This is a genomic window from Luteibacter sp. NPDC031894 (genome assembly GCF_050273135.1).
GTDB lineage: Bacteria > Pseudomonadota > Gammaproteobacteria > Xanthomonadales > Rhodanobacteraceae > Luteibacter.
Map to the genome: position 1 here is coordinate 439,067 of NZ_JBNNMV010000003.1, position 21,709 is coordinate 460,775.

The 21,709-nt window shown below is 67.1% G+C and carries 15 protein-coding genes; 8 read left to right on the forward strand and 7 right to left on the reverse strand.

The annotated features are described in order from the left end of the window. Nucleotides 1-87 precede the first annotated feature (87 nt). From ACQKIE_RS11960 to ACQKIE_RS11970, 3 genes are all read left to right on the forward strand, one after another. A complete protein-coding gene (locus tag ACQKIE_RS11960) occupies nucleotides 88-5,007 on the forward strand; it encodes an NAD-glutamate dehydrogenase (RefSeq protein ID WP_427459296.1) in 4,920 nt (1,639 codons plus the stop codon). Between the two features lie 160 nt (nucleotides 5,008-5,167). Then, complete coding sequence (locus ACQKIE_RS11965) at nucleotides 5,168-5,926, forward strand: NAD kinase (RefSeq protein WP_427459298.1); 759 nt, start codon at nucleotides 5,168-5,170, stop codon at nucleotides 5,924-5,926. Nucleotides 5,927-6,009: 83 nt separating this feature from the next. Then, nucleotides 6,010-6,939 (forward strand): 5'-nucleotidase, encoded by a 930-nt coding sequence (locus ACQKIE_RS11970; protein ID WP_427459364.1) that lies wholly within the window; start codon nucleotides 6,010-6,012, stop codon nucleotides 6,937-6,939. A 60-nt stretch (nucleotides 6,940-6,999) separates the two neighbouring features. On the opposite strand, the gene ACQKIE_RS11975 is transcribed toward ACQKIE_RS11970, so the two are convergent. Beyond that, entirely contained in the window at nucleotides 7,000-7,875 is an 876-nt protein-coding gene (locus ACQKIE_RS11975; protein WP_427459300.1) for a DMT family transporter, read from the reverse strand. A gap of 135 nt (nucleotides 7,876-8,010) precedes the next feature. Here ACQKIE_RS11975 and ACQKIE_RS11980 point away from each other — a divergent pair, with 135 nt between their 5' ends. The 3 genes from ACQKIE_RS11980 to ACQKIE_RS11990 are packed head-to-tail and all read left to right on the forward strand — an operon-like array spanning nucleotide 8,011 to nucleotide 12,103. Then, nucleotides 8,011-9,180 (forward strand): acyl-CoA dehydrogenase family protein, encoded by a 1,170-nt coding sequence (locus ACQKIE_RS11980; protein ID WP_427459302.1) that lies wholly within the window; start codon nucleotides 8,011-8,013, stop codon nucleotides 9,178-9,180. A gap of 7 nt (nucleotides 9,181-9,187) precedes the next feature. Continuing rightward, complete coding sequence (locus tag ACQKIE_RS11985) at nucleotides 9,188-9,814, forward strand: glutathione S-transferase family protein (protein WP_427459304.1); 627 nt, start codon at nucleotides 9,188-9,190, stop codon at nucleotides 9,812-9,814. Between the two features lie 24 nt (nucleotides 9,815-9,838). Then, on the forward strand, nucleotides 9,839-12,103 hold the full coding sequence (locus tag ACQKIE_RS11990) for a thiamine pyrophosphate-dependent enzyme (RefSeq protein ID WP_427459306.1): 2,265 nt from the start codon (nucleotides 9,839-9,841) through the stop codon (nucleotides 12,101-12,103). 104 nt (nucleotides 12,104-12,207) lie between these two features. Here the strand turns inward: ACQKIE_RS11990 and ACQKIE_RS11995 are convergent, their stop codons facing one another. The 6 genes from ACQKIE_RS11995 to amaB all read right to left on the reverse strand — a co-directional run bounded on the left by ACQKIE_RS11995 (nucleotide 12,208) and on the right by amaB (nucleotide 20,780). Next, a complete protein-coding gene (locus ACQKIE_RS11995; RefSeq protein WP_427459308.1) occupies nucleotides 12,208-13,935 on the reverse strand; it encodes a GGDEF domain-containing protein in 1,728 nt (575 codons plus the stop codon). A 165-nt stretch (nucleotides 13,936-14,100) separates the two neighbouring features. Next, complete coding sequence (gene ppk1 / locus ACQKIE_RS12000) at nucleotides 14,101-16,257, reverse strand: polyphosphate kinase 1 (protein WP_427459311.1); 2,157 nt, start codon at nucleotides 16,255-16,257, stop codon at nucleotides 14,101-14,103. A gap of 138 nt (nucleotides 16,258-16,395) precedes the next feature. Beyond that, nucleotides 16,396-17,436 carry a UDP-N-acetylmuramate dehydrogenase gene (gene murB, locus ACQKIE_RS12005; RefSeq protein ID WP_427459313.1) on the reverse strand — a complete coding sequence of 347 codons (1,041 nt, stop codon included), beginning with the start codon at nucleotides 17,434-17,436 and terminating at the stop codon, nucleotides 16,396-16,398. Then, a complete protein-coding gene (locus tag ACQKIE_RS12010) occupies nucleotides 17,433-18,461 on the reverse strand; it encodes a quinone-dependent dihydroorotate dehydrogenase (RefSeq protein WP_427459315.1) in 1,029 nt (342 codons plus the stop codon). Before ACQKIE_RS12010 ends, murB begins: the two co-directional genes overlap by 4 nt. After that, nucleotides 18,461-19,228 (reverse strand): class I SAM-dependent methyltransferase, encoded by a 768-nt coding sequence (locus ACQKIE_RS12015; RefSeq protein WP_427459317.1) that lies wholly within the window; start codon nucleotides 19,226-19,228, stop codon nucleotides 18,461-18,463. The genes ACQKIE_RS12010 and ACQKIE_RS12015 overlap by 1 nt, the downstream gene beginning before the upstream one ends. A 16-nt stretch (nucleotides 19,229-19,244) precedes the next feature. After that, nucleotides 19,245-20,780, reverse strand: coding sequence for an L-piperidine-6-carboxylate dehydrogenase (gene amaB, locus ACQKIE_RS12020; RefSeq protein WP_427459319.1), 1,536 nt, complete (start codon nucleotides 20,778-20,780; stop codon nucleotides 19,245-19,247). A gap of 201 nt (nucleotides 20,781-20,981) precedes the next feature. On the opposite strand from amaB, the gene ACQKIE_RS12025 reads away from it, so the two are divergent. Then, nucleotides 20,982-21,242 (forward strand): DUF2188 domain-containing protein, encoded by a 261-nt coding sequence (locus ACQKIE_RS12025; RefSeq protein ID WP_427459321.1) that lies wholly within the window; start codon nucleotides 20,982-20,984, stop codon nucleotides 21,240-21,242. Between the two features lie 40 nt (nucleotides 21,243-21,282). Continuing rightward, entirely contained in the window at nucleotides 21,283-21,708 is a 426-nt protein-coding gene (locus ACQKIE_RS12030) for a GFA family protein (protein WP_427459323.1), read from the forward strand. Nucleotide 21,709 lies beyond the last annotated feature (1 nt).

The window sequence follows — 21,709 nt, forward strand, 5'->3', positions numbered from 1 at the left end:
CGAGCGTTGCGTGCCGGTGTGGCTACATGACGGCAGTGGGAGCTATGCTTTCACGGATTTCCGTCTCCCCACATCGATAATCCGCCCATGAATGCGATTCGCGCTGCCGAAAACGGCCCGTTCCATGCCGTTGTCTTCGATGCACTGAAAAAGCTCGACTACCCCGCGGAGCGCCTCAACGAGGCGCGCTTTTTTATCGAGGCCTTCTTCGAACGCGTCGCCCCCTCCGACCACGCGCTGCACGCGCCGGAGCGCTGGGCGTCGCTGATCGCCGACCTGCTCGCCTTCGCCCGTGAGCGTACGCCGGGCAAGGCCAAGGTCCGGGTCTACAACCCCGGCCAGTCGGGCACCCGCGCCGTGGTCGAGGTGGTCACGGACGACATGCCGTTCCTCGTCGACACGGTGTCGATGGTGGCCGCCGCACACGCCGACATCCACGCCACCATCCATCCGGTGGTGCCCGTGGTCCGTTCTGCGGCGGGCGTCCTCGAATCGATGGGGGCCGGCGAAAAGACCGAGTCGTTCATGCGCTTCGAGATCGACCGGATCGACGACACCGAACTCGACACGCTGAAGGCCAACGTCGAAGCCGCGCTCGTCGACGTGCGCGAGGCGGTGGACGACTGGCGCGCGATGCGCGCCAGGATGGTCGAGGTGGCCGACGAACTGGGCAAGCGCGCGCTGCCCTATACGGGCGAGGAAGTGCAGGAAGGCTCGGAATTCCTGCGCTGGGTGGCGGACGACCACTTCACCTTCATGGGCTACCGCGAGTATGAAGTCGCCGCCGACGCGGGCGACGAGGTGCTCAAGGCCGTGGAAGGCTCCGGCCTGGGCATCCTGCGTGGCGCCGAGCGCTCGCTGGCGCCGCGTTCGCTGCGCACGCTGGCGGCGAGCGAGCTGCCGCGCTCGGGTGCGACCGACGCCATCATCCTGACCAAGACCAACGCCCGCTCGCCGATCCATCGCGCGGGCTACATGGATTACGTCGGCGTGCTGAAGTTCGACGACACCGGCCGCCCCGTTGCCGAGCAGCGCTTCCTCGGCCTGTTCTCGTCGAATGCGTACATGGCCCATCCGCAGCACGTGCCGCTCGTGCGCGACAAATGCGAAGCCGTGATGAAGCGCTCGGGTCTGAAGCGCGATTCGCACTCGGGCAAGGCGTTGCGCCACATCCTCGACACGCTGCCCCGCGACGAACTGTTCCAGTGCAGCACCGACGAGCTTTACGCGCTGTCCATGGGCCTGCTCGAACTGGCCCAGCGCACGCGCACGCGTTTGTTCATTCGCCGCGACAGCTACGGCCGGTTCTTCTCGTGCCTGGTCTACATCCCGCGCGATCGCTTCAACACCAGTGTCCGTGAGCGCGTGGAGAACGTGCTGCGCGAGGCGTTCCATGGCGAGCACCTCGATTCCGCCGTGCTCATGGGCGAAGCCGCCCTCGTCCGCCTGCACGTGGTGGTCCGCCCGCGCATCGGCGACCATCCGGTGTACGACGCCGCGGCGATCGAAGCGCAGATCGTCTCGATCTCGCGCAACTGGCACGACGAGCTGCGCGACCGGCTCATCGAACGTGCCGGCGAGCAGCAGGGCATCATCCTCGCCAACCGCTACGGCAAGGCCCTTCCGGCCGGCTACGTGGATGAGGTCTCGCCCGTGGTCGCCGCCGCCGACGTCTACGCGCTGGCCGGCCTGGACGGCCCCGATGCGGTCAGCATGTCGTTCTACCATCCGCCGCATCGTCCCGAGGAACTGCGCTTCAAGGTCTACCGGTCCGGTTCGGACATAGCGCTCTCCGAGGTCATGCCGCAGCTCGAGAACCTCGGCCTGCGCGTGCTCACCGAGCACATGTACGAGGTGAAGCTCGGCGAGGGCCACCTGTTCGTGCAGGACTTCGAGGTACAGCCGGTCGGTCGCCTCGCGTTCGACGTGGAGCAGGTCGGCACGCTCTTCGAGGACGCGTTCGAGCAGATCTGGCGCGGCAACGCCGAGAACGACGGCTTCAACCGCCTCGTCCTGGGCGCCAAGCTGGGCTGGCGCCAGGTCGCCGTCTTGCGCAGCTATTGCAAGTACCTGCTGCAGACCGGCGTGGCGTTCTCCCAGGCGTACATGGAGGACGCGCTCAACCGTTACCCGGCCATCGCCGGCCTCATCATCGAGTTGTTCAACGCGCGCTTCGACCCGCGTCGCGAGAGCCTCGACGGTGCCGAGCGCGAGCGTGCCGAGAGCCTGCTCTCGCACGAGATGCACGCGCTGATGGACCCGGAGATGCTCGCCGCGCAGCCGGGCCTCATCGGCAACCTCGTCGCGTCGCTCGGCCATCCGCGTACCGAACAGGTCGTCGCGGTCGAAGAGGCGATCAACGCGCTGCTGGACAATGTGGCCAGCCTCGACGAGGACCGCATCCTGCGCAGCTTCATCGCGCTGGTGCACGCCACGCTCCGGACGAACTTCTTCCAGGCGTGGGACGGCACGTTCCGTCCATACCTCAGCTTCAAGTTCGATTCGCACCGCGTGCCCGACCTGGCCAAGCCGGTGCCGTTCCGCGAGATCTTCGTCTACGCACCGCGCGTGGAAGGCATCCACCTGCGCTTCGGTTCCGTGGCACGCGGCGGCCTGCGCTGGTCCGACCGCCGCGAGGATTTCCGCACCGAAGTGCTGGGCCTCGTGAAGGCACAGATGGTGAAGAACACGGTCATCGTCCCGGTCGGCTCGAAGGGCGGCTTCTTCGTGAAGCGTCCGCCCGCGGGCGGCGACCGCGACGCGCAACTGGCCGAGGGCATCGCCTGCTACCGCATGTTCATCAATGGCTTGCTCGACATCACCGACAACCTCGTCGAGGGCAAGGTCGTGCCGCCGCACGACGTGGTGCGCCATGACGAGGACGATCCGTACCTGGTCGTCGCGGCGGACAAGGGCACGGCCACGTTCTCCGACATCGCCAATGCCATCTCGACCGAGCACGGCTTCTGGCTCGACGACGCCTTCGCCTCCGGCGGCTCCTACGGTTACGACCACAAGGGCATGGGCATTACCGCGAAGGGCGCGTGGGAGTCGGTGAAGCGGCATTTCCGCGCCCTCGGCCGCGATTGCCAGACCCAGGACTTCACCGTCGTGGGCGTCGGCGACATGTCCGGCGATGTGTTCGGCAACGGCATGCTGCTGTCCGAGCACATCCGTCTGCTGGCCGCGTTCGACCATCGCCACGTCTTCCTCGATCCGAACCCGGACGCGGCGAAGTCCTTCGCGGAGCGCCAGCGCATGTTCGCGCTGCCGCGCTCGTCGTGGGACGACTACGACAAGTCGCTCATCTCGGCCGGCGGCGGCGTGTATCCCCGTAGCGCCAAGTCCATCCCGGTATCGCCGGAAGTGCGTGCGGCGCTGGGTATCCGCGCGGACGTCAGCCACATGGCGCCGAGCGACCTCCTGGCCGCGATCCTGAAGGCCCCGGTGGACCTGCTGTGGAACGGTGGCATCGGTACCTACGTCAAGGCCACCAGCGAGACGCATGCGGACGTCGGCGACCGCGCCAACAATGCGCTGCGGGTGAACGGTAACGAGCTTCGCTGCAAGGTGGTGGGCGAGGGCGGCAACCTGGGCATGACCCAGAAGGGCCGCATCGAGGCCGCACAGGCCGGCGTGCTGCTGAACACGGACTTCATCGACAACTCCGCGGGCGTCGACACCTCCGACCACGAGGTGAACATCAAGATTCTGCTCAACGACGCCGTGCAGCGCGGCGAGCTGAGCTTCGAAGGCCGCAACCGCCAGCTGGCGGAAATGACCGACGAAGTCGCGCGCCTCGTGTTGTGGGACAACTACCGGCAGAACCAGGCCATCACGATGATGGAGCACCAGTCGGTGCGCCGCCTGGGTTCGATGGCGCACTTCATCGGCACGCTCGAGGCCGAAGGCCTGCTCGACCGCCAGGTGGAGTCGCTGCCGACCGCCGCCGAACTGTCCGAGCGCAAGCAGCGCGGCCAGGGCATGACGCGTCCGGAGCTGTCGGTGCTGTTGTCGTACGACAAGATCCGCCTGTTCCAGCAGCTGCTGGAATCGGACGTGCCGGAAGATCCGTACCTGTCGCGCGAACTGGTCCGCTACTTCCCGGTGCCGCTGCACGAGAAGTACGCCGAGCACATGCAGCGCCATCGCCTGAAGCGCGAGATCATCGCCACCGCGGTGACCAACTCGACGATCAACCGCATGGGCGCCACCTTCATGATGCGCATGCAGGAGGACACCGGCCACGGTCCGGCCTCGATCGCCAAGGCGTACACGGCGGCACGCGAAATCCTGGATGCCCGCGACCTCTGGGCCGAGATCGAGGCGCTGGACGGCAAGGTGGCCGAGGACACGCAGATCGACGCGATCCTGCAGATATGGTCCCTGCTGCGCCACCTCACGCGTTGGCTGCTCAATCGTCCGGGCGGGTCGCTGGACATCGCGGCCAACGTGGACCGTTACGCCAGCGAGGTCACCGCCCTCCGGGCGACGCTGCCCGATGCGCTCACCAACACCGGTCGCGGCGACTTCGCCGCCAGCCAGGAGAAGTGGGAGGGACTCGGCGTCCCGAACGCGCTCGCGGTGCGCCTGGCGCGGATCCCCGTGCTGCGCGCGGCGCTCGACATGGTCGAAGTGTCGAAGCAGAGCGGCAAGGGCATCGCCACCGTGGCCACGGTCTTCTACGAGCTGGCCGAGGCGCTCGACCTCGATTGGCTGCGTGGGCAGATCGAGGCCCTGCCGGTGGAAGGCGCGTGGCACGCGCAGGCACGCGGTTCGCTGCTGGACGAGCTCAACGCCCAGCATCGCGCCCTGGCCTTGCAGGTGCTCGGCATCGCCGGCGATCGTACGGACGTCAGCCCGGTCAAGGCCTGGCTGGACCGCGACGACGCCACGCTGAAGTACACCCGCGCGATGCTTGCGGAGATCCTCACGCAGAACGCGGACTACCCGATCGCCTCGGTCGCCGTCCGCCGCCTGGCCCAGCTCGCCCAGATCCCGGTCTGAGGCAACCTGGGATCGCCGACAGGGTCGGCTCCCACCAAAGCCACGCCTCGTGCGGAGCTGGGTGGGAGCCGACCCTGTCGGCGATGGGTGCTCGCGATGACCTACCCGACACACCGCATTAAGGACTAAGCTCCCCGCTGGACCCGGATGCCCATTCCCCATGCGCCTAGCCTTCGTCGCCAGTGAAACCGAAGTCGCCCAACGCGCCCGCAACGCGCTGGTCAAGCGCTACGGCGGCGTGGAACCGGGCGACGCGGACATCGTCGTCTCCCTCGGCGGCGACGGCTTCATGCTCCGCACACTGCACGCCCATCGCACCCTCGGTATCCCCTTCTACGGCATGAAGCTTGGACGCCTGGGCTTCCTGATGAACCAGCACGACATCGACCAGCTTCCCGAGCGCATCGAGAAGGCGCACCCCGCGGTGCTGCACCCGCTGGAGATGCACAGCACATGCTGCGACGGCGTGGAGCATCGTGCGCTCGCCTTCAACGAAGTGGCGCTGCTGCGGCAGACCAACCAGGCGGCGCACCTGCGGGTGAGCCTGAACGGCGAGGTGAAGCTCGACGAGCTGGTCTGCGACGGCATCCTCGTCTGCACGCCTGCCGGTTCCACCGCATACAACCTGTCCGCGCATGGTCCCATCCTCCCGCTGGACGCCAACGTGCTGGCCCTCACGCCGATCAGCCCGTTCCGCCCGCGTCGCTGGCGCGGCGCCATCCTTCCGCACGCCACCCGCGTCGGTTTCGACACGAAGGATCCGAACAAGCGGCCGATCAGCGCTACGGCGGACTTCCATGAAGTGCGAGACGTGCGCTCGGTCGAGATCAAGCAGTCGCGGCGTAACGCCGTGCGCCTGCTGTTCGATCCCGAGCACAACCTGCAGCAACGCATCCTCGACGAGCAGTTCGCGCCATGAGCGGTCCCGACGACATCCACGGCACACAACATGACGTGGGAAGCGCGTTCGCGCACGAACGGGCAGAGCGGGACATTCCCACCATGCCCCATGCCCAACCAACCGCCCATGCCGAATCCTCGGTCGGCGACAACCGGCTCGTCGTCGCCATCTCCTCTCGCGCCCTCTTCGACATGGGCGACAGCCACGACCTGTTCGAGCGCGAAGGCCTGGACGCCTACCGCGCCTACCAGATCGAACACGAAGACGAACTGCTGAAGCCCGGCGTGGCGTTTCCGCTGGTGCAGAAGCTGCTCGGCCTGAACGCGTTGTCCGGTGATGTGCCGGCGGTGGAAGTGATCCTCCTGTCGCGCAACTCCGGTGACACCGGCCTGCGCATCTTCAACGCGATCCAGCATTACAAGCTGGGTATTTCCCGCGCCGCGTTCACCAGCGGGGCGCCCACATCCGACTACATCGCGCCGTTCCGCGCCGACCTGTTCCTTTCCGCGAACGCGGAAGACGTGGGACGCGCCCTGCGCGCCGGCGTCGCGGCGGCCACGATCCTTCCGTCGACGGCGCCGCAGCGGTCCAGTGAACAGTTGCGTATCGCCTTCGACGGCGATGCGGTGATCTTCGGCGACGAAGGCGAGCGGGTGTCGAAGGAGCAGGGCCTGGACGCCTTCCATCGTAACGAGACCGAACGCTGGGCCGAGCCGCTGTCCGGTGGGCCCTTCCGCGGGTTCCTCGCCGCGCTGCACCGGTTGCAGGCGGCCTTCCCGGCCGAGACATCGCCCATCCGTACGGCGCTGGTCACGGCGCGCTCCGCGCCCGCGCACAAGCGCGTGATCCTCACCCTGCGCCGCTGGGGCGTGCGCATCGACGAGGCGCTGTTCCTGGGTGGGCGCGACAAGGGGCCGTTCCTCGATGCCTTCGGCGCGGACATCTTCTTCGACGATTCCCCGGCGAACGTGGAGTCGGCCCGCAAGCACGTGGCGACAGGCCACGTGCCGCACGGCGTGTCGAACCTTTAGCGCCGAAACCCCGTCCGATCCGCGCACATCCTTCTGTAGCGGCTCCTACAAACAAGGGTGTTACACGATATTCGTCCAGCGCCACCATTGCGTCTTCTTCTCCTCGCGCACGAAGGTGAAGAGGCCCGCGCCGAGGATCATCGCGATGCCGACCAGCATCGGCCAGTCCAGGTGGTCGTGGAACAACAGGTAGCCGAACAGGATGGCCCATAGCATCTGGCTGTACTGCGTCGGCGCCACGCGGTTCGCCGGGGCGTGCTGCGTCGCCAGCATCAGCAGCACGGCACCTGCCGCGGCGAAAAGCCCATAGCCGAGCAGCAGGAGCCACTGGTGCGCGTCCGGCCAGACGAAGTGCGGCAGCATCATGATGAATCCGGCCACCATCGGACCGACGACGCCCGCACCGTAGAGCGTGATGCGCTTCTCCGTGGCGCCCGCCAGGCGCAGCGCCACGATCGACAGGGCACCGGCAAGGCCGCAGACGATCGCCGCGACGTGCCCCGTCCCCAGGTGCCGGAAGCCGGGACGCAACACGACGAGCACGCCAAGGAAGCCCACGATCACGGCCGACCAGCGGCGCCAGCCCACGTGCTCGCGGAGGAATACCACCGAGAGGATGGTCACGAAGATCGGCAGCAGGAAGATCAGGCAGAAGGCCTCGGCCATGGGCAGCGCGGTAAAGGCCATCACCGCGGTCACGTTGCCGATGGCGCCGGCCAAGGCGCGCAACAGCCAGAGCCCGGGCATCCTCGAGACCACCACCTCGCTCCAGCGGTCCCCGGGCTTCTTGAGGAAGGGCAGGGCAGCCATGGCCAGGACCGCACCGAAGAAGACGGCCTCGTAGGCTGGCAGGGTGCCTTCGAGCGACTTCACGAAGGCGTCGCTCCACGCGTAGGCCGCGTAGCAGGCGAAGCCAAGGAGAACGCCTTTGAACATGGGAGGCTCCGGCGGCGGGGACGGCCCATTATGTCGCCTGCCCGGGCATCGGGGATTGTTGCGCCCCGCCATGACCCCGCCCCGGACCATGGCTACAATCGTGGGCTTTCCGGCTGCCCACGTACGAGTCCCCGCATGGCCCATCGTCTCGACCCGCTCGATCTCTACGACGTCCGCTCGCTGCTCACCGACGAGGAGCGCGCCGTGCAGGACGCCGTCGGCCGCTTCGTCGACGAAAAGGTCCTGCCGATCATCGGCGACGCCTTCGACCAGGCACGATTCCCCGCCGAACTGGTGTCCGAGATCGCATCGCTGGGCCTGCTCGGCGCCACGCTGCCCGAGGAATACGGTTGCGCCGGCATGAACGGCGTGAGCTACGGCCTCATCTGCCAGGAACTCGAGCGCGGCGATTCCGGCCTGCGCAGCTTCGCCTCCGTGCAAAGCTCGCTGTGCATGTATCCGATCTTCGCCTACGGTTCCGAAGAGCAGAAGCGCGACTACCTGCCGCGGATGGCCGCTGGCGAGGTCATCGGCTGCTTCGGCCTCACCGAACCGCATGGTGGTTCCGACCCGGCGAACATGAAGACGGTCGCGCGCAAGGACGGCGGCGGCTGGGTGATCAACGGCGCCAAGATGTGGATCACCAACGGCAACCTCGCGCACATCGCCATCGTCTGGGCGCAGACCGACGACGGCATCCAGGGCTTCATCGTGCCGACCTCCACCAAGGGCTTCGCGGCGCAGGAAGTACACAAGAAGATGAGCCTGCGTGCCTCGGTCACCTCCGCGTTGTTCTTCGACGACGTGCGCGTGCCCGACAGCGCACGGCTGCCGAACGTGAAGGGCCTCAAGGGCCCGCTGGGCTGCCTCAACCAGGCACGCTACGGCATCACCTGGGGCCCCATCGGCGCGGCCCAGGCGTGCCTGAAGGAAGTGCTCGATTACACCGCGCAGCGCGTGCTGTTCGGTCGCCCCCTGGCAGCCAACCAGGCCGTGCAGCTGAAGATGGCGGACATGGCCCGTCGCATCACGACCGCCCAGTTGTTGTCGCTGCAGTTGGGCCGGCTGAAGGACGCGGGACGTCTCCAGCCCACCCAGGTGTCGCTGGCGAAGTGGAACAACGTGCGCATGGCGCTGGACATCGCGCGCGAATGCCGCGACATCCTCGGCGGCGCGGGCATCACCACCGAGCACTCCGCGATCCGCCACGCGTTGAACCTGGAATCGGTCATCACCTACGAGGGCACGGAGACCGTGCACCAGCTGGTGGTCGGCCGCGAACTCACTGGCATCAACGCGTTCTGAGGTCCACATGCACGGCCAAAGCGTATCCACCGGGCCTGCCATCTACGGGTGGCGCGCCTCCGGTAACTGCTACAAGCTGCAGCTCTTGCTGGACATGCTCGGCCGCCCCTATCGGTGGATCGAGACGGTAACGACGGAGGGAGCCACGCGCACTCCGGAGTTCCTCGCACTGAACCCGAACGGGAAGGTGCCGCTGCTCGTGCTGGAAGACGGCAGGCGACTCGCCGAATCCAATGCGATCCTCTGCTACCTCGCCGAAGGCACCCCCTTCCTGCCGGACGACGCCTGGGAGCGGGCTCGGACGCTGCAATGGCTGTTCTTCGAGCAGTACAGCCATGAGCCTTATATCGCCGTGGCGCGTTTCGTCAGCCGCTGGCTGCCCGAGGACCACGAACGGCGGGCCGAGCTGCCACGCCTGCGCGAGCGCGGTGCCGTGGCACTGGACGTGATGGAAGACCATCTCGCAAACGACCCCTGGTTCAGCGGCGGCGCGTTCGGCATCGCCGACATCGCGCTGTTCGCCTATACCCATTGCGCCGACGACGCCGGCTTCGACCTGTCCCGTTGGCCGAACATCGACGCGTGGCTGGCGCGCGTGCGCGCCCGGCCCGGCTTCTCGCCGATGGTCGCCTGATTCCCCTTCCTCGCCGAGTTTTCCATGTCCGTCCCGCAACCCATCGCCGCCCGCCACAAGGGCTTCAATCGCGCCGAAATCGTCGATCAGAATTTCGTCGAGTTCGTGCGCTCGTGGCAGGGCGATACCGCCCGGGCACCGCATGACGATGAACCCGTACTTCCGGGCAGCGCGCTCGACGCGCGCGGGTTCCGCGAACTGCTGGAATCGCAGCTGATCAGCCGTCACCTGGACCTTATGGCGCGCGTGCTGCGCGTACAGAACAAGGTGTTCTACACCATCGGCTCGTCGGGACACGAAGGCAACGCGATGGTGGCGCGGCTCACGCGGCACACCGATCCCGCCTTCCTGCATTACCGCAGCGGTGGCTTCATGGCGGAGCGCTTCCGCAAGCTGCCGGGCATGGACCCGATCATGGATTCGGCGCTGTCGTTCGCCGCGAGCAAGGACGACCCGGCGTCGGGTGGCCGGCACAAGGTGTGGGGCAGCAAGCCGTTATGGGTGCTCCCGCAGACCTCGACGATCGCCTCGCACCTGCCCAAGGCGCTGGGCACGGCCATCGCCATCGAGCAGGGACGGCGCATCGGTCACGCGTTGCCGGTCCCGGAAGACGCGATCACCATCTGTTCGTTCGGCGATGCCTCGTCCAACCACGCCACTGCGCAGACCGCGTTCAACGCGGCGGCGTGGACGGCCTACCAGAAGCTGCCGGCGCCGGTGCTTTTCGTCTGCGAGGACAACGGTATCGGCATCTCGGTAAAGACGCCGAGCGGCTGGGTGGCGAACAACTTCCGCCACCGGCCAGGGCTCGATTATTTCTACGCGGACGGCCTCGACCTCGCCGGCGGCTATGCCGACGTGGAACGCGCCGTGGCACATTGCCGTCGCACGCGCCGGCCCACTTTCCTGCACCTCGGCACCACCCGCGTCATGGGTCACGCGGGTACGGACTTCGAGATCGAATGGCGCTCGGTGGAGGAGCTGGTGGCACTGGAGGCCACGGATCCCTTGCTGCGCAGTGCCGCGATCGCGCTTGCATCGGGCCTGTACGATCGTGACGGCCTGATGGACCTGTACGAGTCCATTCGCAAACGATGCTTCGAAGCCGCCGAAGACGCGGATCGTCGCCCGCGACTCACCTCGCTCGACGACGTGATGGCGCCACTCGCGCCTTACACGCCTGACGCCGTCCAGGCTGAAGCGACGCGCGTGGCGGACACCGCGGAGCGAGAGCGCGTGTTCGGCGGGGCGGAAAGGCTTCCCGAGAAGCAGCCGCCGCGACACCTTGCCATCCAGATCGGGCAGGCCCTGCATGACCTCATGGCGAAGTACCCCGAAAGCCTGCTGTTCGGTGAGGACGTCGCGCAGAAGGGCGGCGTCTACACTGTCACGAAGGGCCTGCACAAGGCGTTCCGCAATGCCCGCGTGTTCAACACGCTGCTCGACGAGACGATGATCCTCGGCCTGGCCCAGGGCTACGCGAACATGGGCATGCTGCCGCTGCCCGAGATCCAGTACCTCGCCTATTTCCACAACGCTTGCGACCAGATCCGCGGGGAGGCCGCTTCGCTGCAGTTCTTCTCCAACGCCCAATACCGCAACCCGATGCTGATGCGCGTTGCCTCGCTGGGTTACCAGCGCGGTTTCGGCGGGCACTTCCACAACGACAATTCGATCGCCGCGCTGCGTGACATCCCTGGCCTGGTAGTGGGTTGCCCCAGCCGCGGCGATGACGCGGCGACCATGCTGCGGACGCTCGCGGCGCTGGCGAAAGTCGATGGACGCGTCACGGCCTTCCTGGAGCCGATCGCGTTGTACATGACGAAGGACCTGCACGAAGCGGGCGACGGGCAGTGGCAGTTCGCCTACCCGGCGCCGGACGAGGCGATGCCGCTGGGCGAGGGTCGCGTCTACGACGAAGCGGCGGACGACCTGGTGATCTTTACCTTCGGGAACGGCGTACCGATGAGCCTGCGGGCCGCGCGGCGCATCGAGGCGGAACGGGGCTGGAAGGTCCGCGTGGTGGACCTGCGCTGGCTGGTGCCGCTCAACGATGCCTTCATCGCGAAGCAGGCGGCGAGCGCGAAACGCATCCTCGTCGTGGACGAGGGGCGCAAGAGTGCGGGTGTCGGCGAGGGCGTGATCACGGCCGTCGTCGAGGCCGGCCTCGGCCACCTGCCGCTGCGACGCGTGGTTGGAGCCGACACGTTCACGCCGCTTGCCGGCGCGGCCTTCCTTGTGCTGCCCGGCGACGACGACATCGTGGCTACCGCGGCCGAGCTGGCCTGAGGACCTCCATCGCCGACAGGGTCGGCTCCCACCGAGCCCGCAGTCCGCGGCGCTCTTGCCTGGTGCGAACCGACCCTGTCGGCGATGGATCTTGCCCCAGGCCGTCAGCTGGCGGTCTTGCCAATCTCGGTGCGGCGTACCAGCACGGGCCCCACATGCCCCGCGCAGACCGCCCGGTTACGGCCGCCGAGCTTCGCCGAATACATGGCCGCGTCGGCCCGCTCCACCAGCGACTGCACGGTGTCCGCCGGCGTGCGCATGGCGACACCGATCGAGACGGTCAGCAAGGCGTCCGCCGCATCCACGTGCACGTCGAGGCGATGCACGCGACGGCACAGGCGCGTGGCGATCTGCATCGCGTTCTCCCTGTCCACGCCCTGGAGCAGCGCCACGAACTCCTCGCCGCCGTAGCGCCCGAGCAGGTCCGAGGGGCGCAGCTCCTGGCGCAGCGCCCCCGCCACAGCGACCAGGGCTTTGTCGCCCGCTGCGTGCCCGTGACGGTCATTGAGCGCCTTGAAGTGGTCCAGGTCGAAGAACAGCACGGCCACGGACCGCGCCAGGCCCTGGTCGAGCACGTCCAGGGCCGCTTCGGTCCAGGCACGGCGATTGAGCAGGCCGGTGAGGGGGTCGCTGTCCGCCAGCTCGCGCGCGCGGTCGCGGTCGTGGCGGATCGTGAGGGCACGGTCGGAGAGACCGATGGAGAGCACGATCGCCTCGAACGCGCCCATGGCGATGGCGGCGTCCGGCAGCCATGGCGCGCCGGCGAGCATGCCTTGCTGCTGGGCGCCGCACAGGGCGGTGAGGATCAGGAGCGGTATCCAGCCGACGAGGAAGAACCAGGCATGCCGGGAACCGCGTGCCGCGGCCACTGCGCCAGCGCCCAGCAGGAGGAGCGCGCCAAGCAGGACCAGCGGCTGGAGCAGCAGCTGCGCCATGCCGACGAGGAAACCCACCCCGGTGGCGCGCAGGACGACCAGCAGCGGCATGACCACGGCGAAGGAAAGGACGGGCGTCCGCAGCAGGGGCACGTATTCGTCCACCCGCGCGAAGCGCAGCATGAACAACGCGGCGAACGACACGGACAAGGCCGTGGCCGCGTCCCCCAGTGTGTCGGCCATGCCGGCCAGCGACTCGAACTCCAGCGGGTGGAAGGCGAAGCCGGACCGGAGGCCCTGGATCAGCGCGTAGCAGAGCAGGTAGGCGGCATACCAGCCGAAGGTCATGTCGCGCAGGATGAGGGCGAAGCACAGCGCCATCAGCGCCATGGTCATCATGACGGCGAAGGAGCCCGCGGCGAAGACCATCCAGCTGCCGTCTTCGCGGAGGTAGTCGGGCCAGGAATCGAGCGAGATCGTGACCGCGCCGGGGGGCAGGGCGCTGGCCTGGAACTTGAGCAGGAGCGGCCGCGATGCCGGGATCGAGGCGGGCACGTTGAAGATCAGGCGGCCATGGCCGTGCAGCGGCGGGCCGAAATCCTCGAGCGATGTCGTCGCGACCAGCGTATTCCCGTCATAGAGGGACACCGGGCCCATGCCCGGATGGCGCACGCTCAACACGCGATCGCCGCTCGTCCAGGGCGGCAGCGCGCGCACGACGACCCAGGTGCCGTTCGGCGAGTTGGGAAGGATCTGCAGGCGAGCCGGATCGAACGAGGGAAAGGGGCGCTGGGCGGCGTCATTCAGTACATCGACCGGCTGTTCGCCCGGGCGCGCCTCGCGCGCATTCGTCAGCAGCTCGGTGGCACCCGCCACGCCTGCGAACCATAGGCCACAGAGCAAGGTCGCCTGCAAGAGACGAAGGATCCACCCGTGCTGCCGGTTGCAGAAACGCATTCCGATACCCGCGACAAGCTTGTGGCGCCCCTTCGCAGGTGCGCGGCGTGGATCCGGAAGCGTTTCGAGAGAAAGCCCGTCTCCCCCTTGAACTGCGAGGCCATTGTGCCTCGCGGGCGAGAGAATGTCGCCTTGGCCGTTCGTGCTAGGTGAAATTCCGGGGGCTCAGGGCTTTTCTGGGGCCGCCAGGCCCCCGAAGCGCTCCAGGAGCTGAGTCTGCGCGTCCCGCACCGGCTGGCCGGGCAGGGGTTGCAGGAGGGCATACCCGCCGTCGGGTTGCTGGACCCAGGCCGAGTGGTTGTCGGTGAGGTACAGGTCCAGCTCCCGGCGGACCCGCTGACGCAGCTTCTTGCCCTCGATCGGGAAGCAGGTCTCGACCCGGCGCTCGAGGTTGCGTTCCATCAGGTCCGCGCTGGCGAGGAAGAGGTCCGGTTCGCCATCGTTGTGGAACCAGTAAACGCGGCTGTGTTCGAGGAAGCGGCCCACCACCGAACGCACGCGGATGTTCTGCGAGACACCGGGGATGCCCGCGCGCAGGCAGCACATGCCGCGGACGATCAGGTCGACCTTCACTCCCGCCTGGCTGGCGCGGTACAGGGCGCGGATGACCTTCGGATCGGTGATCGCGTTGATCTTGCAGACGATCTCGGCCTTCTTCCCCGCCGCGGCGTTGGCCGCTTCGCGGGCGATCAGGTCGAGGAGCCCTTTTTTCAGGGTGAACGGCGCATAGAGCATGCGCTTCATCTTCAGCGCCTTGCCCATGCCCGTGAGCAGGCGGAACAGGCGGTGCACATCGTCGCAGAGCGCCTCGTCCGAGGTCAGCAGGCTGTAATCGGTGTAAAGGCGCGCGTTCCCCGAATGGTAATTGCCGGTACCGAGGTGCGCGTAGCTCACCAGCTTCCCGCTTTCGCGGCGCTGGACGAGTACCAGCTTCGCGTGTGTCTTTACGCCCACCACGCCGTACGTGACCACGGCGCCTGCCTGTTGCAGGCGGGAGGCCAGGCTGAGGTTGGACTCCTCGTCGAACCGCGCGCGGAGTTCCACGACCGCGGTGACTTCCTTGCCGGCCCGTGCCGCTTCCACTAGCGCATCGACGATTTCGGAGTTGGCACCGCTGCGATACAGCGTCTGCTTGATCGTCAGTACCTGCGGATCCTTCGCCGCCTGGCGCAGGAAGTCGACCACGGGGGAGAACGATTCGAACGGATGGTGGAGCAGGATGTCTTGCTTCCCGATCACCGCGAACATGTCCTCCGCCTCGGCCAGCACCTTCGGCAGGGCGGGGACGAAGGTGGGGAACTGGAGGCGCGCGTACGCCGGCTGCAGGGTCATCTCGAACAGGCGGGCCAGGTTCACCGGGCCATTCACTTCATACAACGCGTCAGCGTCCAGCGAATACTGCTTCAGGAGGTAGTCGACGAGCGGCTTCGGACAGTTGTCCGCGACCTCGAGGCGCACCGCGTCCCCGTAGCGGCGCGAAAACAATTCGCCACGCAGCGTGCGCGCGAGGTCCTCGACGTCTTCCGGATCGATGGTGAGGTCGGCGTTGCGGGTAAGGCGGAACTGGTAGGAACCGAGCACGCGCATGCCCGGGAAGAGGTCGTCCGCGTGCGCGTGGATGATCGACGACAGGAGGACATAGTTGTCGCCTCCTTCGCATACCTCTTCGGGAAGCCGGATGAGGCGTGGCAGGATCCGCGGCGCCGGCACGATCGCCAGTCCGGAATCACGCCCGAAGGCGTCGGTGCCTTCCAGTTGCACGATGAAGTTCAGGCTCTTGTTCACCAGGCGCGGGAACGGGTGCGTCGGATCGAGTCCGATCGGCGTGACCAGCGGCGCTACTTCATGGCGAAAATAGCGGCGAACCCAAAGCTTCTGCTTGTGCGTCCACTGGTTGCGCCGGACGATGCGAATGCCTTCATCGGCCAGCGCGGGGAGGATCTTTTCGTTGAGGATGGCGTACTGCCGTTCGATCTGTCGGTGCGCCACCTCGGAAATTTCAGAAAGCGCGCGCCGCGGCGGGATGCCGTCGGCACCGATCACTTCGTGGTCGAAGGCGATCTGCTGCTTGAGCCCCGCCACGCGGATCTCGAAGAACTCGTCCATGTTGGACGAGAAGATCAGGAGGAATTTGAGCCGCTCGATGAGCGGCTTGGACTCGTCCAGCGCCTGGTCGAGCACGCGGATGTTGAACTGCAGCTGCGCCAGCTCGCGGTGGACGTAGAGCGCCGGATCGTTGATGTCGATGTCAGGCACGTCGGCCGGCGCGACTTGTCTGGCGGAGGCCTTCACGGTGGCGGTCGATTCGTTGGGTGGCGTCATCGTGTCCAGAACGGTGTCCTCGTCGCAGATCGCGACGCCCCGATGGTACGCCGCCCGGCGAGGATCGTATGACCATACCCTTACAGCGGCATGACATGCCCACCGGGCGCGAGGGGTGCGGCCTCTCTCGTCGCGGCTTCAGACAACCAGCGGTTCCGGCTCCAGGGTCACGCCGAACTTTGCCTGGACTCCCGCGATGACCTTCTGCGCGAACGCCCACAGCTGCGGGCCGCTAGCCTTGCCGTGGTTCACCAGCACCAACGCGTGGCGATTCGACATGCCAGCGTCGCCGTCCCGCGCACCCTTGAACCCCGCGGCTTCGATGAGCCAGCCGGCCGAGATCTTCACCGTGCCGCCCGCGTGCGGCCACACCGGCAGCCCCGGGTGGGCGAGCGCGAGCGCTTCCGCTTGTGCCGCTGGCACGATGGGATTCTTGAAGAAGCTGCCCGCATTTCCGATCACCGCCGGATCGGGCAACTTGCGCGAACGCAGGCGAACGACGGCTTCCGCCACGTGGTAGGGCGTTGCGCGGGCGACGCCCATCTTTTCCACTTCCTCGCGGATGCCCGCATAGTCCAGCGACAGCGGCCGCTCGCGGGGAAGGGCGAAGGTCACCGCCACGACGACCCACCGCCCGGCCTGCTGCTTGAACGTCGAATCGCGGTAGGAAAACGCGCAGGCTGCCTTGTCGAGCACGACGAACTCGCCTTTGTGCGTGTCCCACGCTTCCACCGTATCGATGAACTCCGCCACCTCGACGCCGTAGGCGCCGATATTCTGGATCGGCGAGGCGCCGACGGTGCCCGGTATGAGGATGAGGTTTTCGAGTCCCGCATAGCCTTGTCCCAGGGACCAGCGGACGAAATCATCCCAGCGCTCGCCCGCGGCCACGCGAATCAGCACACGATCGTCCCGCTGGAATGTCTCCACGCCACGCGTCGCCATGGCCAGCACGGTGCCATCGAAATCGCCCTTGATGAGCAGGTTGCTGCCTTCGCCAAGCACCAGGACCTTGCCGGCCTTCACGGCCGGATAAGCGAGCAGCTCGGGAATCTTCGTGGGATCGCGGACCTCGGCAAGGAGCTTCGCGCGCGCATCGACGCGCAGCGTATTGCGACCGCCCAGTGGCGCGTCGCTCGCGAGGGTGAATCCACCCATGTCGACGGGTTCGTTGTTCATGCGGCTATCCCGCGACGACGGATTTCGGCCACCGCCTCCGCCACCAGCTTGGGTCCGCGATACACGAGACCGGAATACACCTGCACGAGCGAGGCGCCCGCTTCCATTTTTTCCGCCGCCGAATCGCCGTCGAGGATGCCGCCGACGCCGACGATCGGGAGCCGGTCGCCGACGCGCGCACGCATGCCGCGCAACACCGCTGTGGACTTCGCAAAGAGCGGCCGACCCGAAAGCCCGCCGGCCTGTTGTGCATGCGGATCACCCGCGACGCTCGTGCGGTCGATGGTCGTGTTCGTGCAGATCACGCCGTCGATCCCGGACGCCAGCAGCACGTCCGCAACGGCGTCGAGTTCGGTGTCGGAGAGATCGGGGGCGATTTTCAACAGCATGGGCTTGCGCTGGCCATGCCGTACGGCAAGACGTTCCTGCGCCTCCCGCAGCCCGCCGATGAAGCGGCGCAGGGTGTCTTCTTCCTGCAGGTCACGCAGGCCCTGCGTGTTCGGCGAGGAGATATTGACGGTGACGTAGCTGGCGAGCGGATAGGCGCGCTCGAGGCACAGAAGGTAGTCCTCGATGGCTCGCTCATTGGGCGTGTCCTTGTTCTTGCCGATGTTGATGCCGAGGACGCCGCGAAACGCCGCTTTTTCCACGTTGCGGACCAGCGCGTCGATGCCGCCGTTATTGAAGCCCAGGCGATTGATCACCGCCTCGTGTGCGGGCAACCGGAACATGCGCGGTTTGTCGTTGCCCGCCTGCGGGCGCGGCGTGACGGTGCCGATCTCGACGAAACCGAAGCCCAGGGCGGCCAGACCGTCGAGGTGCTCGCCATTCTTGTCGAGCCCGGCGGCGAGGCCGACGGGGTTCGGGAAATCGATGCCGAAGACGCGTACCGGCAGGTCCGCCGGCGGTTTCGCGATCCAACGCGAGAGGTTGCTGCGGTAGGCGACATCGGACGCGTAGAGGGTGAGGCCGTGCGCGGTCTCGGCGTCCAGCGCGAAGAGCAGGGGGCGGATCAGGTCGTACATCAGGCGTCCGGTCGACCCGCGAAGACGCGGGTGTCGTAGTCGAAATCCACCGTACCTTCGTCCTGCGTCGCCTCGAACAGCGAACGCAGGGCGTGGAGCATCGGCTCATGATTGGGATGTCCCGCCTTGGGCGCGTATGACGACGACATCAGGCGGCCGAGCAGGCCCTCGTAGTCGAGCTTCTGTCCGTGCGGGAAGCTGGCCATGCCGCGGTAGCCCTGACCGAACCAACGGGCCATGGTGTCGTCGTCGGTATAGCGTTCGGCAACGCCGAGGTAATCGATGCCGTATTCGAGCAGCAGGCGCTCGTAGCCTTCGAGGAACGGCGTGCCCTTCAGCCGGCGCGAATTCCAGAAGACGGTGACGAGTCCCCGTGGCGACAGGATGCGCGCGAACTCCGCGCGCACCTTGTCCATGTCGAACCAGTGGAACGCCTGCGCGACCACGACGAGGTCGATCGAGCCGCCGTCGAGGCCGGTGGCCTCGGCACTGCCATCCACGGCGCGGAAGCGTTCCTCGCCGGCGAGCCAGCGTTCCGCGGCCGCGCGCATGGCGGCATTGGGTTCGACGGCCACGACACGGTGGCCGGCATCCAGGAAGAGCTTGCTGGAAATGCCCGTGCCGGCACCGACGTCGGCCACGACCCAGTCGGGGTCCACACCAAGGCCATGCAACCAGTCGACCAGCGCCCGTGGGTAGTCCGGCCGGTAGCGGACATAGTCCTCGACGCGGTCGGAAAATCGTTCCGTGGAGCGCAGGTCGTTCATGGTGTCATCCGTCGATTCAGAACTCGAACTTGATGCCCTGCGCCAGCGGCAACGCGTCGGAGTAGTTGATGGTGTTGGTCTGGCGGCGCATGTACACCTTCCAGGCATCCGAACCCGACTCGCGACCGCCGCCGGTTTCCTTTTCGCCACCGAAGGCGCCGCCGATCTCGGCACCCGAAGTACCGATGTTCACGTTGGCGATGCCGCAGTCGGACCCGGCGGTGGAGAGGTACTGCTCCGCGGCCTTGAGGTCCTGTGTGAAGATCGCCGACGACAGGCCCTGCGGCACGGCGTTCTGCTGCGCGATGGCGTCGTCGAGCGTGTCGAATGGCATCACGTAGAGGATCGGCGCGAAGGTTTCGGTCTGCACGACCTCATCGGCGTTATCGAGCCCGGTGACGATCGTCGGCAGCACGAAGTTGCCCTTGCGATCGGTGAGCGCCTTGCCGCCGGTGCGCACGGTACCGCCGGCGGCCTTGGCCTTCTCGACGGCGCCAAGGAATGCCTGCACGGCGTCGGGGCTGTTCAACGGGCCCATCAACGTGGTGCCGAGGGTCGGGTCGCCGATCTTCTGCTCCACCTGGCCGTAAGCCTTCACCAGCGTATCCACCACCGCATCATGGATCGAGGAATGCACGAAGAGCCGGCGCGTGCTGGTGCAGCGCTGGCCCGCGGTACCGACGGCGCCGAAGACGATGGCCGGAATGGCGAGTTTCAGGTCCGCCGACTTGTCGAGGATGATGGCGTTGTTGCCGCCCAGTTCGAGCAGGCTGCGGCCCATGCGCTTGGCGACACGTTCACCCACCATGCGGCCGACCTTGGTCGAGCCGGTGAAGCTGATCAGCGGGATGCGCTTGTCGTCGACGAACGCCTGTGCGAGATCGCTGCCGGCATCGTTGAAGAGGAAGAAGATGTCCGGGAAGCCGCCGTCCTTCAGTGCCTCGTTGCAGATCTTCATCGTGGCGATGGCCGAAAGCGGGGTTTTCGGCGAGGGCTTCCAGATGCAGACGTCACCGCAGATGGCGGCGAGGAACGCGTTCCAGCTCCACACGGCGACGGGGAAGTTGAACGCGCTGATGATGCCGACGAGACCGACGGGGTGCCACTGCTCGTACATGCGGTGGCCGGGGCGCTCGGAATGCATCGTATTGCCGTAGAGCATGCGGCTCTGGCCCACGGCGAAATCGGCGATGTCGATCATTTCCTGCACTTCGCCGTCGCCTTCCGGCTTGATCTTGCCCATTTCGAGCGCGACCAGCGACCCGAGGGCATCCTTGTGCTTGCGCAGTGCTTCGCCGCACAGGCGCACGGCTTCGCCGCGACGGGGCGCCGGAACGGTACGCCAGACGGCGAACGCTTCCTGTGCGCGCTGCACGATCGTCTCGTAATCGGCCGCGCTGGACGCCTGCACCGTCGCGATGACCTCGCCGGTCGCCGGATTCACCGGCGTGATCGTTCCGGCGTCGTTGGTGCCGGCCCACTGGCCGCGGCCGAGGTACGTGCCGGACTCGGTGGCCTGGAGACCGAGCGCTGCGAGGATGTTGGCGGACATGGAAGCTCCTGTGACGGTGGGCCGGCGGGATGCCGGCGCGCACGGGTAAAACGCCGATTCTAGCAAACACCCCCTTCACGGCCCGTTGTGCGGCGCAGGACGGATGTCTCCATGGCGTCTGCGCCGCCGGCCTTCCCGAAGACCTTGCAACGACGCGTGCAAGTCCATGCTGCGCCTGAACTTATCGAAAGCGGAGCCACTATGACCCGCGTCTACGAGATTCCCTACCAGCCCGACGAAGGGGCTGCCTGGACGGTTCGCGTGGAAGGTCGCGCCATCGGACGCTTCGCCTCCCGGTTCGAGGCCTTGCGCGCCGCGGTGAACCGGGCCGCGGCGGAAGGTGGCGACACGAGCATTGGCGTCGAGGGCGCGGACGGCGTGTGGCGTCCCTTCGGAAGCGACGCGAAGCGTCCCGCGCGCGTGCCGCCCTTACCGCCCAGGCGCTTGTCCGTGGTCCGATAGGAGCGGCTAGAATCCGGAGGCCTCCCCGACGGCCGACCGTATGCTTCCCGACATCACCGGCTCCCGTGCCTCCTGCCATTGCGGCAGCGTCCGCTTCACCGTCCAGCTCACGGACGGCCTGCGTACCGCACGTCGCTGCAACTGTTCGTACTGCCGCATGCGCGGCGCCATCGCGGTGTCCGCCGATCTCGGGGGGATCACGATTGAACAAGGCCAGGACGTGCTGAGCGTCTATCAATTCAACACGGGCACGGCGAAGCATTACTTCTGCTCGAAATGCGGCATCTACACGTTCCACCAGCGGCGGTCGAACACCGCGCAGTACGGTGTCAACGTAGCGTGCCTCGAGGGTATCAGCCCGTTCGATTTTGCCGAGGTGCCGGTGCTGGATGGGGTGAATCATCCTGCGGATGGGCCGGGCGGCGCGTCTGGGACAGTCGGCTTCTTGCGGTTCGCGTCCGCCTGAG

Excerpts from the sequence above, each read along its gene's own strand:
- ACQKIE_RS11960 (WP_427459296.1), top strand. The coding sequence starts at position 88 with ATGAATGCGATTCGCGCTGCCGAAAACGGCCCGTTCCATGCCGTTGTC.
- ACQKIE_RS11965 (WP_427459298.1), top strand. The coding sequence starts at position 5,168 with ATGCGCCTAGCCTTCGTCGCCAGTGAAACCGAAGTCGCCCAACGCGCC.
- ACQKIE_RS11970 (WP_427459364.1), top strand. The coding sequence starts at position 6,010 with ATGCCCCATGCCCAACCAACCGCCCATGCCGAATCCTCGGTCGGCGAC.
- ACQKIE_RS11975 (WP_427459300.1), bottom strand. The coding sequence starts at position 7,875 with ATGTTCAAAGGCGTTCTCCTTGGCTTCGCCTGCTACGCGGCCTACGCG.
- ACQKIE_RS11980 (WP_427459302.1), top strand. The coding sequence starts at position 8,011 with ATGGCCCATCGTCTCGACCCGCTCGATCTCTACGACGTCCGCTCGCTG.
- ACQKIE_RS11985 (WP_427459304.1), top strand. The coding sequence starts at position 9,188 with ATGCACGGCCAAAGCGTATCCACCGGGCCTGCCATCTACGGGTGGCGC.
- ACQKIE_RS11990 (WP_427459306.1), top strand. The coding sequence starts at position 9,839 with ATGTCCGTCCCGCAACCCATCGCCGCCCGCCACAAGGGCTTCAATCGC.
- ACQKIE_RS11995 (WP_427459308.1), bottom strand. The coding sequence starts at position 13,935 with ATGCGTTTCTGCAACCGGCAGCACGGGTGGATCCTTCGTCTCTTGCAG.
- ppk1 (WP_427459311.1), bottom strand. The coding sequence starts at position 16,257 with ATGACGCCACCCAACGAATCGACCGCCACCGTGAAGGCCTCCGCCAGA.
- murB (WP_427459313.1), bottom strand. The coding sequence starts at position 17,436 with ATGAACAACGAACCCGTCGACATGGGTGGATTCACCCTCGCGAGCGAC.
- ACQKIE_RS12010 (WP_427459315.1), bottom strand. The coding sequence starts at position 18,461 with ATGTACGACCTGATCCGCCCCCTGCTCTTCGCGCTGGACGCCGAGACC.
- ACQKIE_RS12015 (WP_427459317.1), bottom strand. The coding sequence starts at position 19,228 with ATGAACGACCTGCGCTCCACGGAACGATTTTCCGACCGCGTCGAGGAC.
- amaB (WP_427459319.1), bottom strand. The coding sequence starts at position 20,780 with ATGTCCGCCAACATCCTCGCAGCGCTCGGTCTCCAGGCCACCGAGTCC.
- ACQKIE_RS12025 (WP_427459321.1), top strand. The coding sequence starts at position 20,982 with ATGACCCGCGTCTACGAGATTCCCTACCAGCCCGACGAAGGGGCTGCC.
- ACQKIE_RS12030 (WP_427459323.1), top strand. The coding sequence starts at position 21,283 with ATGCTTCCCGACATCACCGGCTCCCGTGCCTCCTGCCATTGCGGCAGC.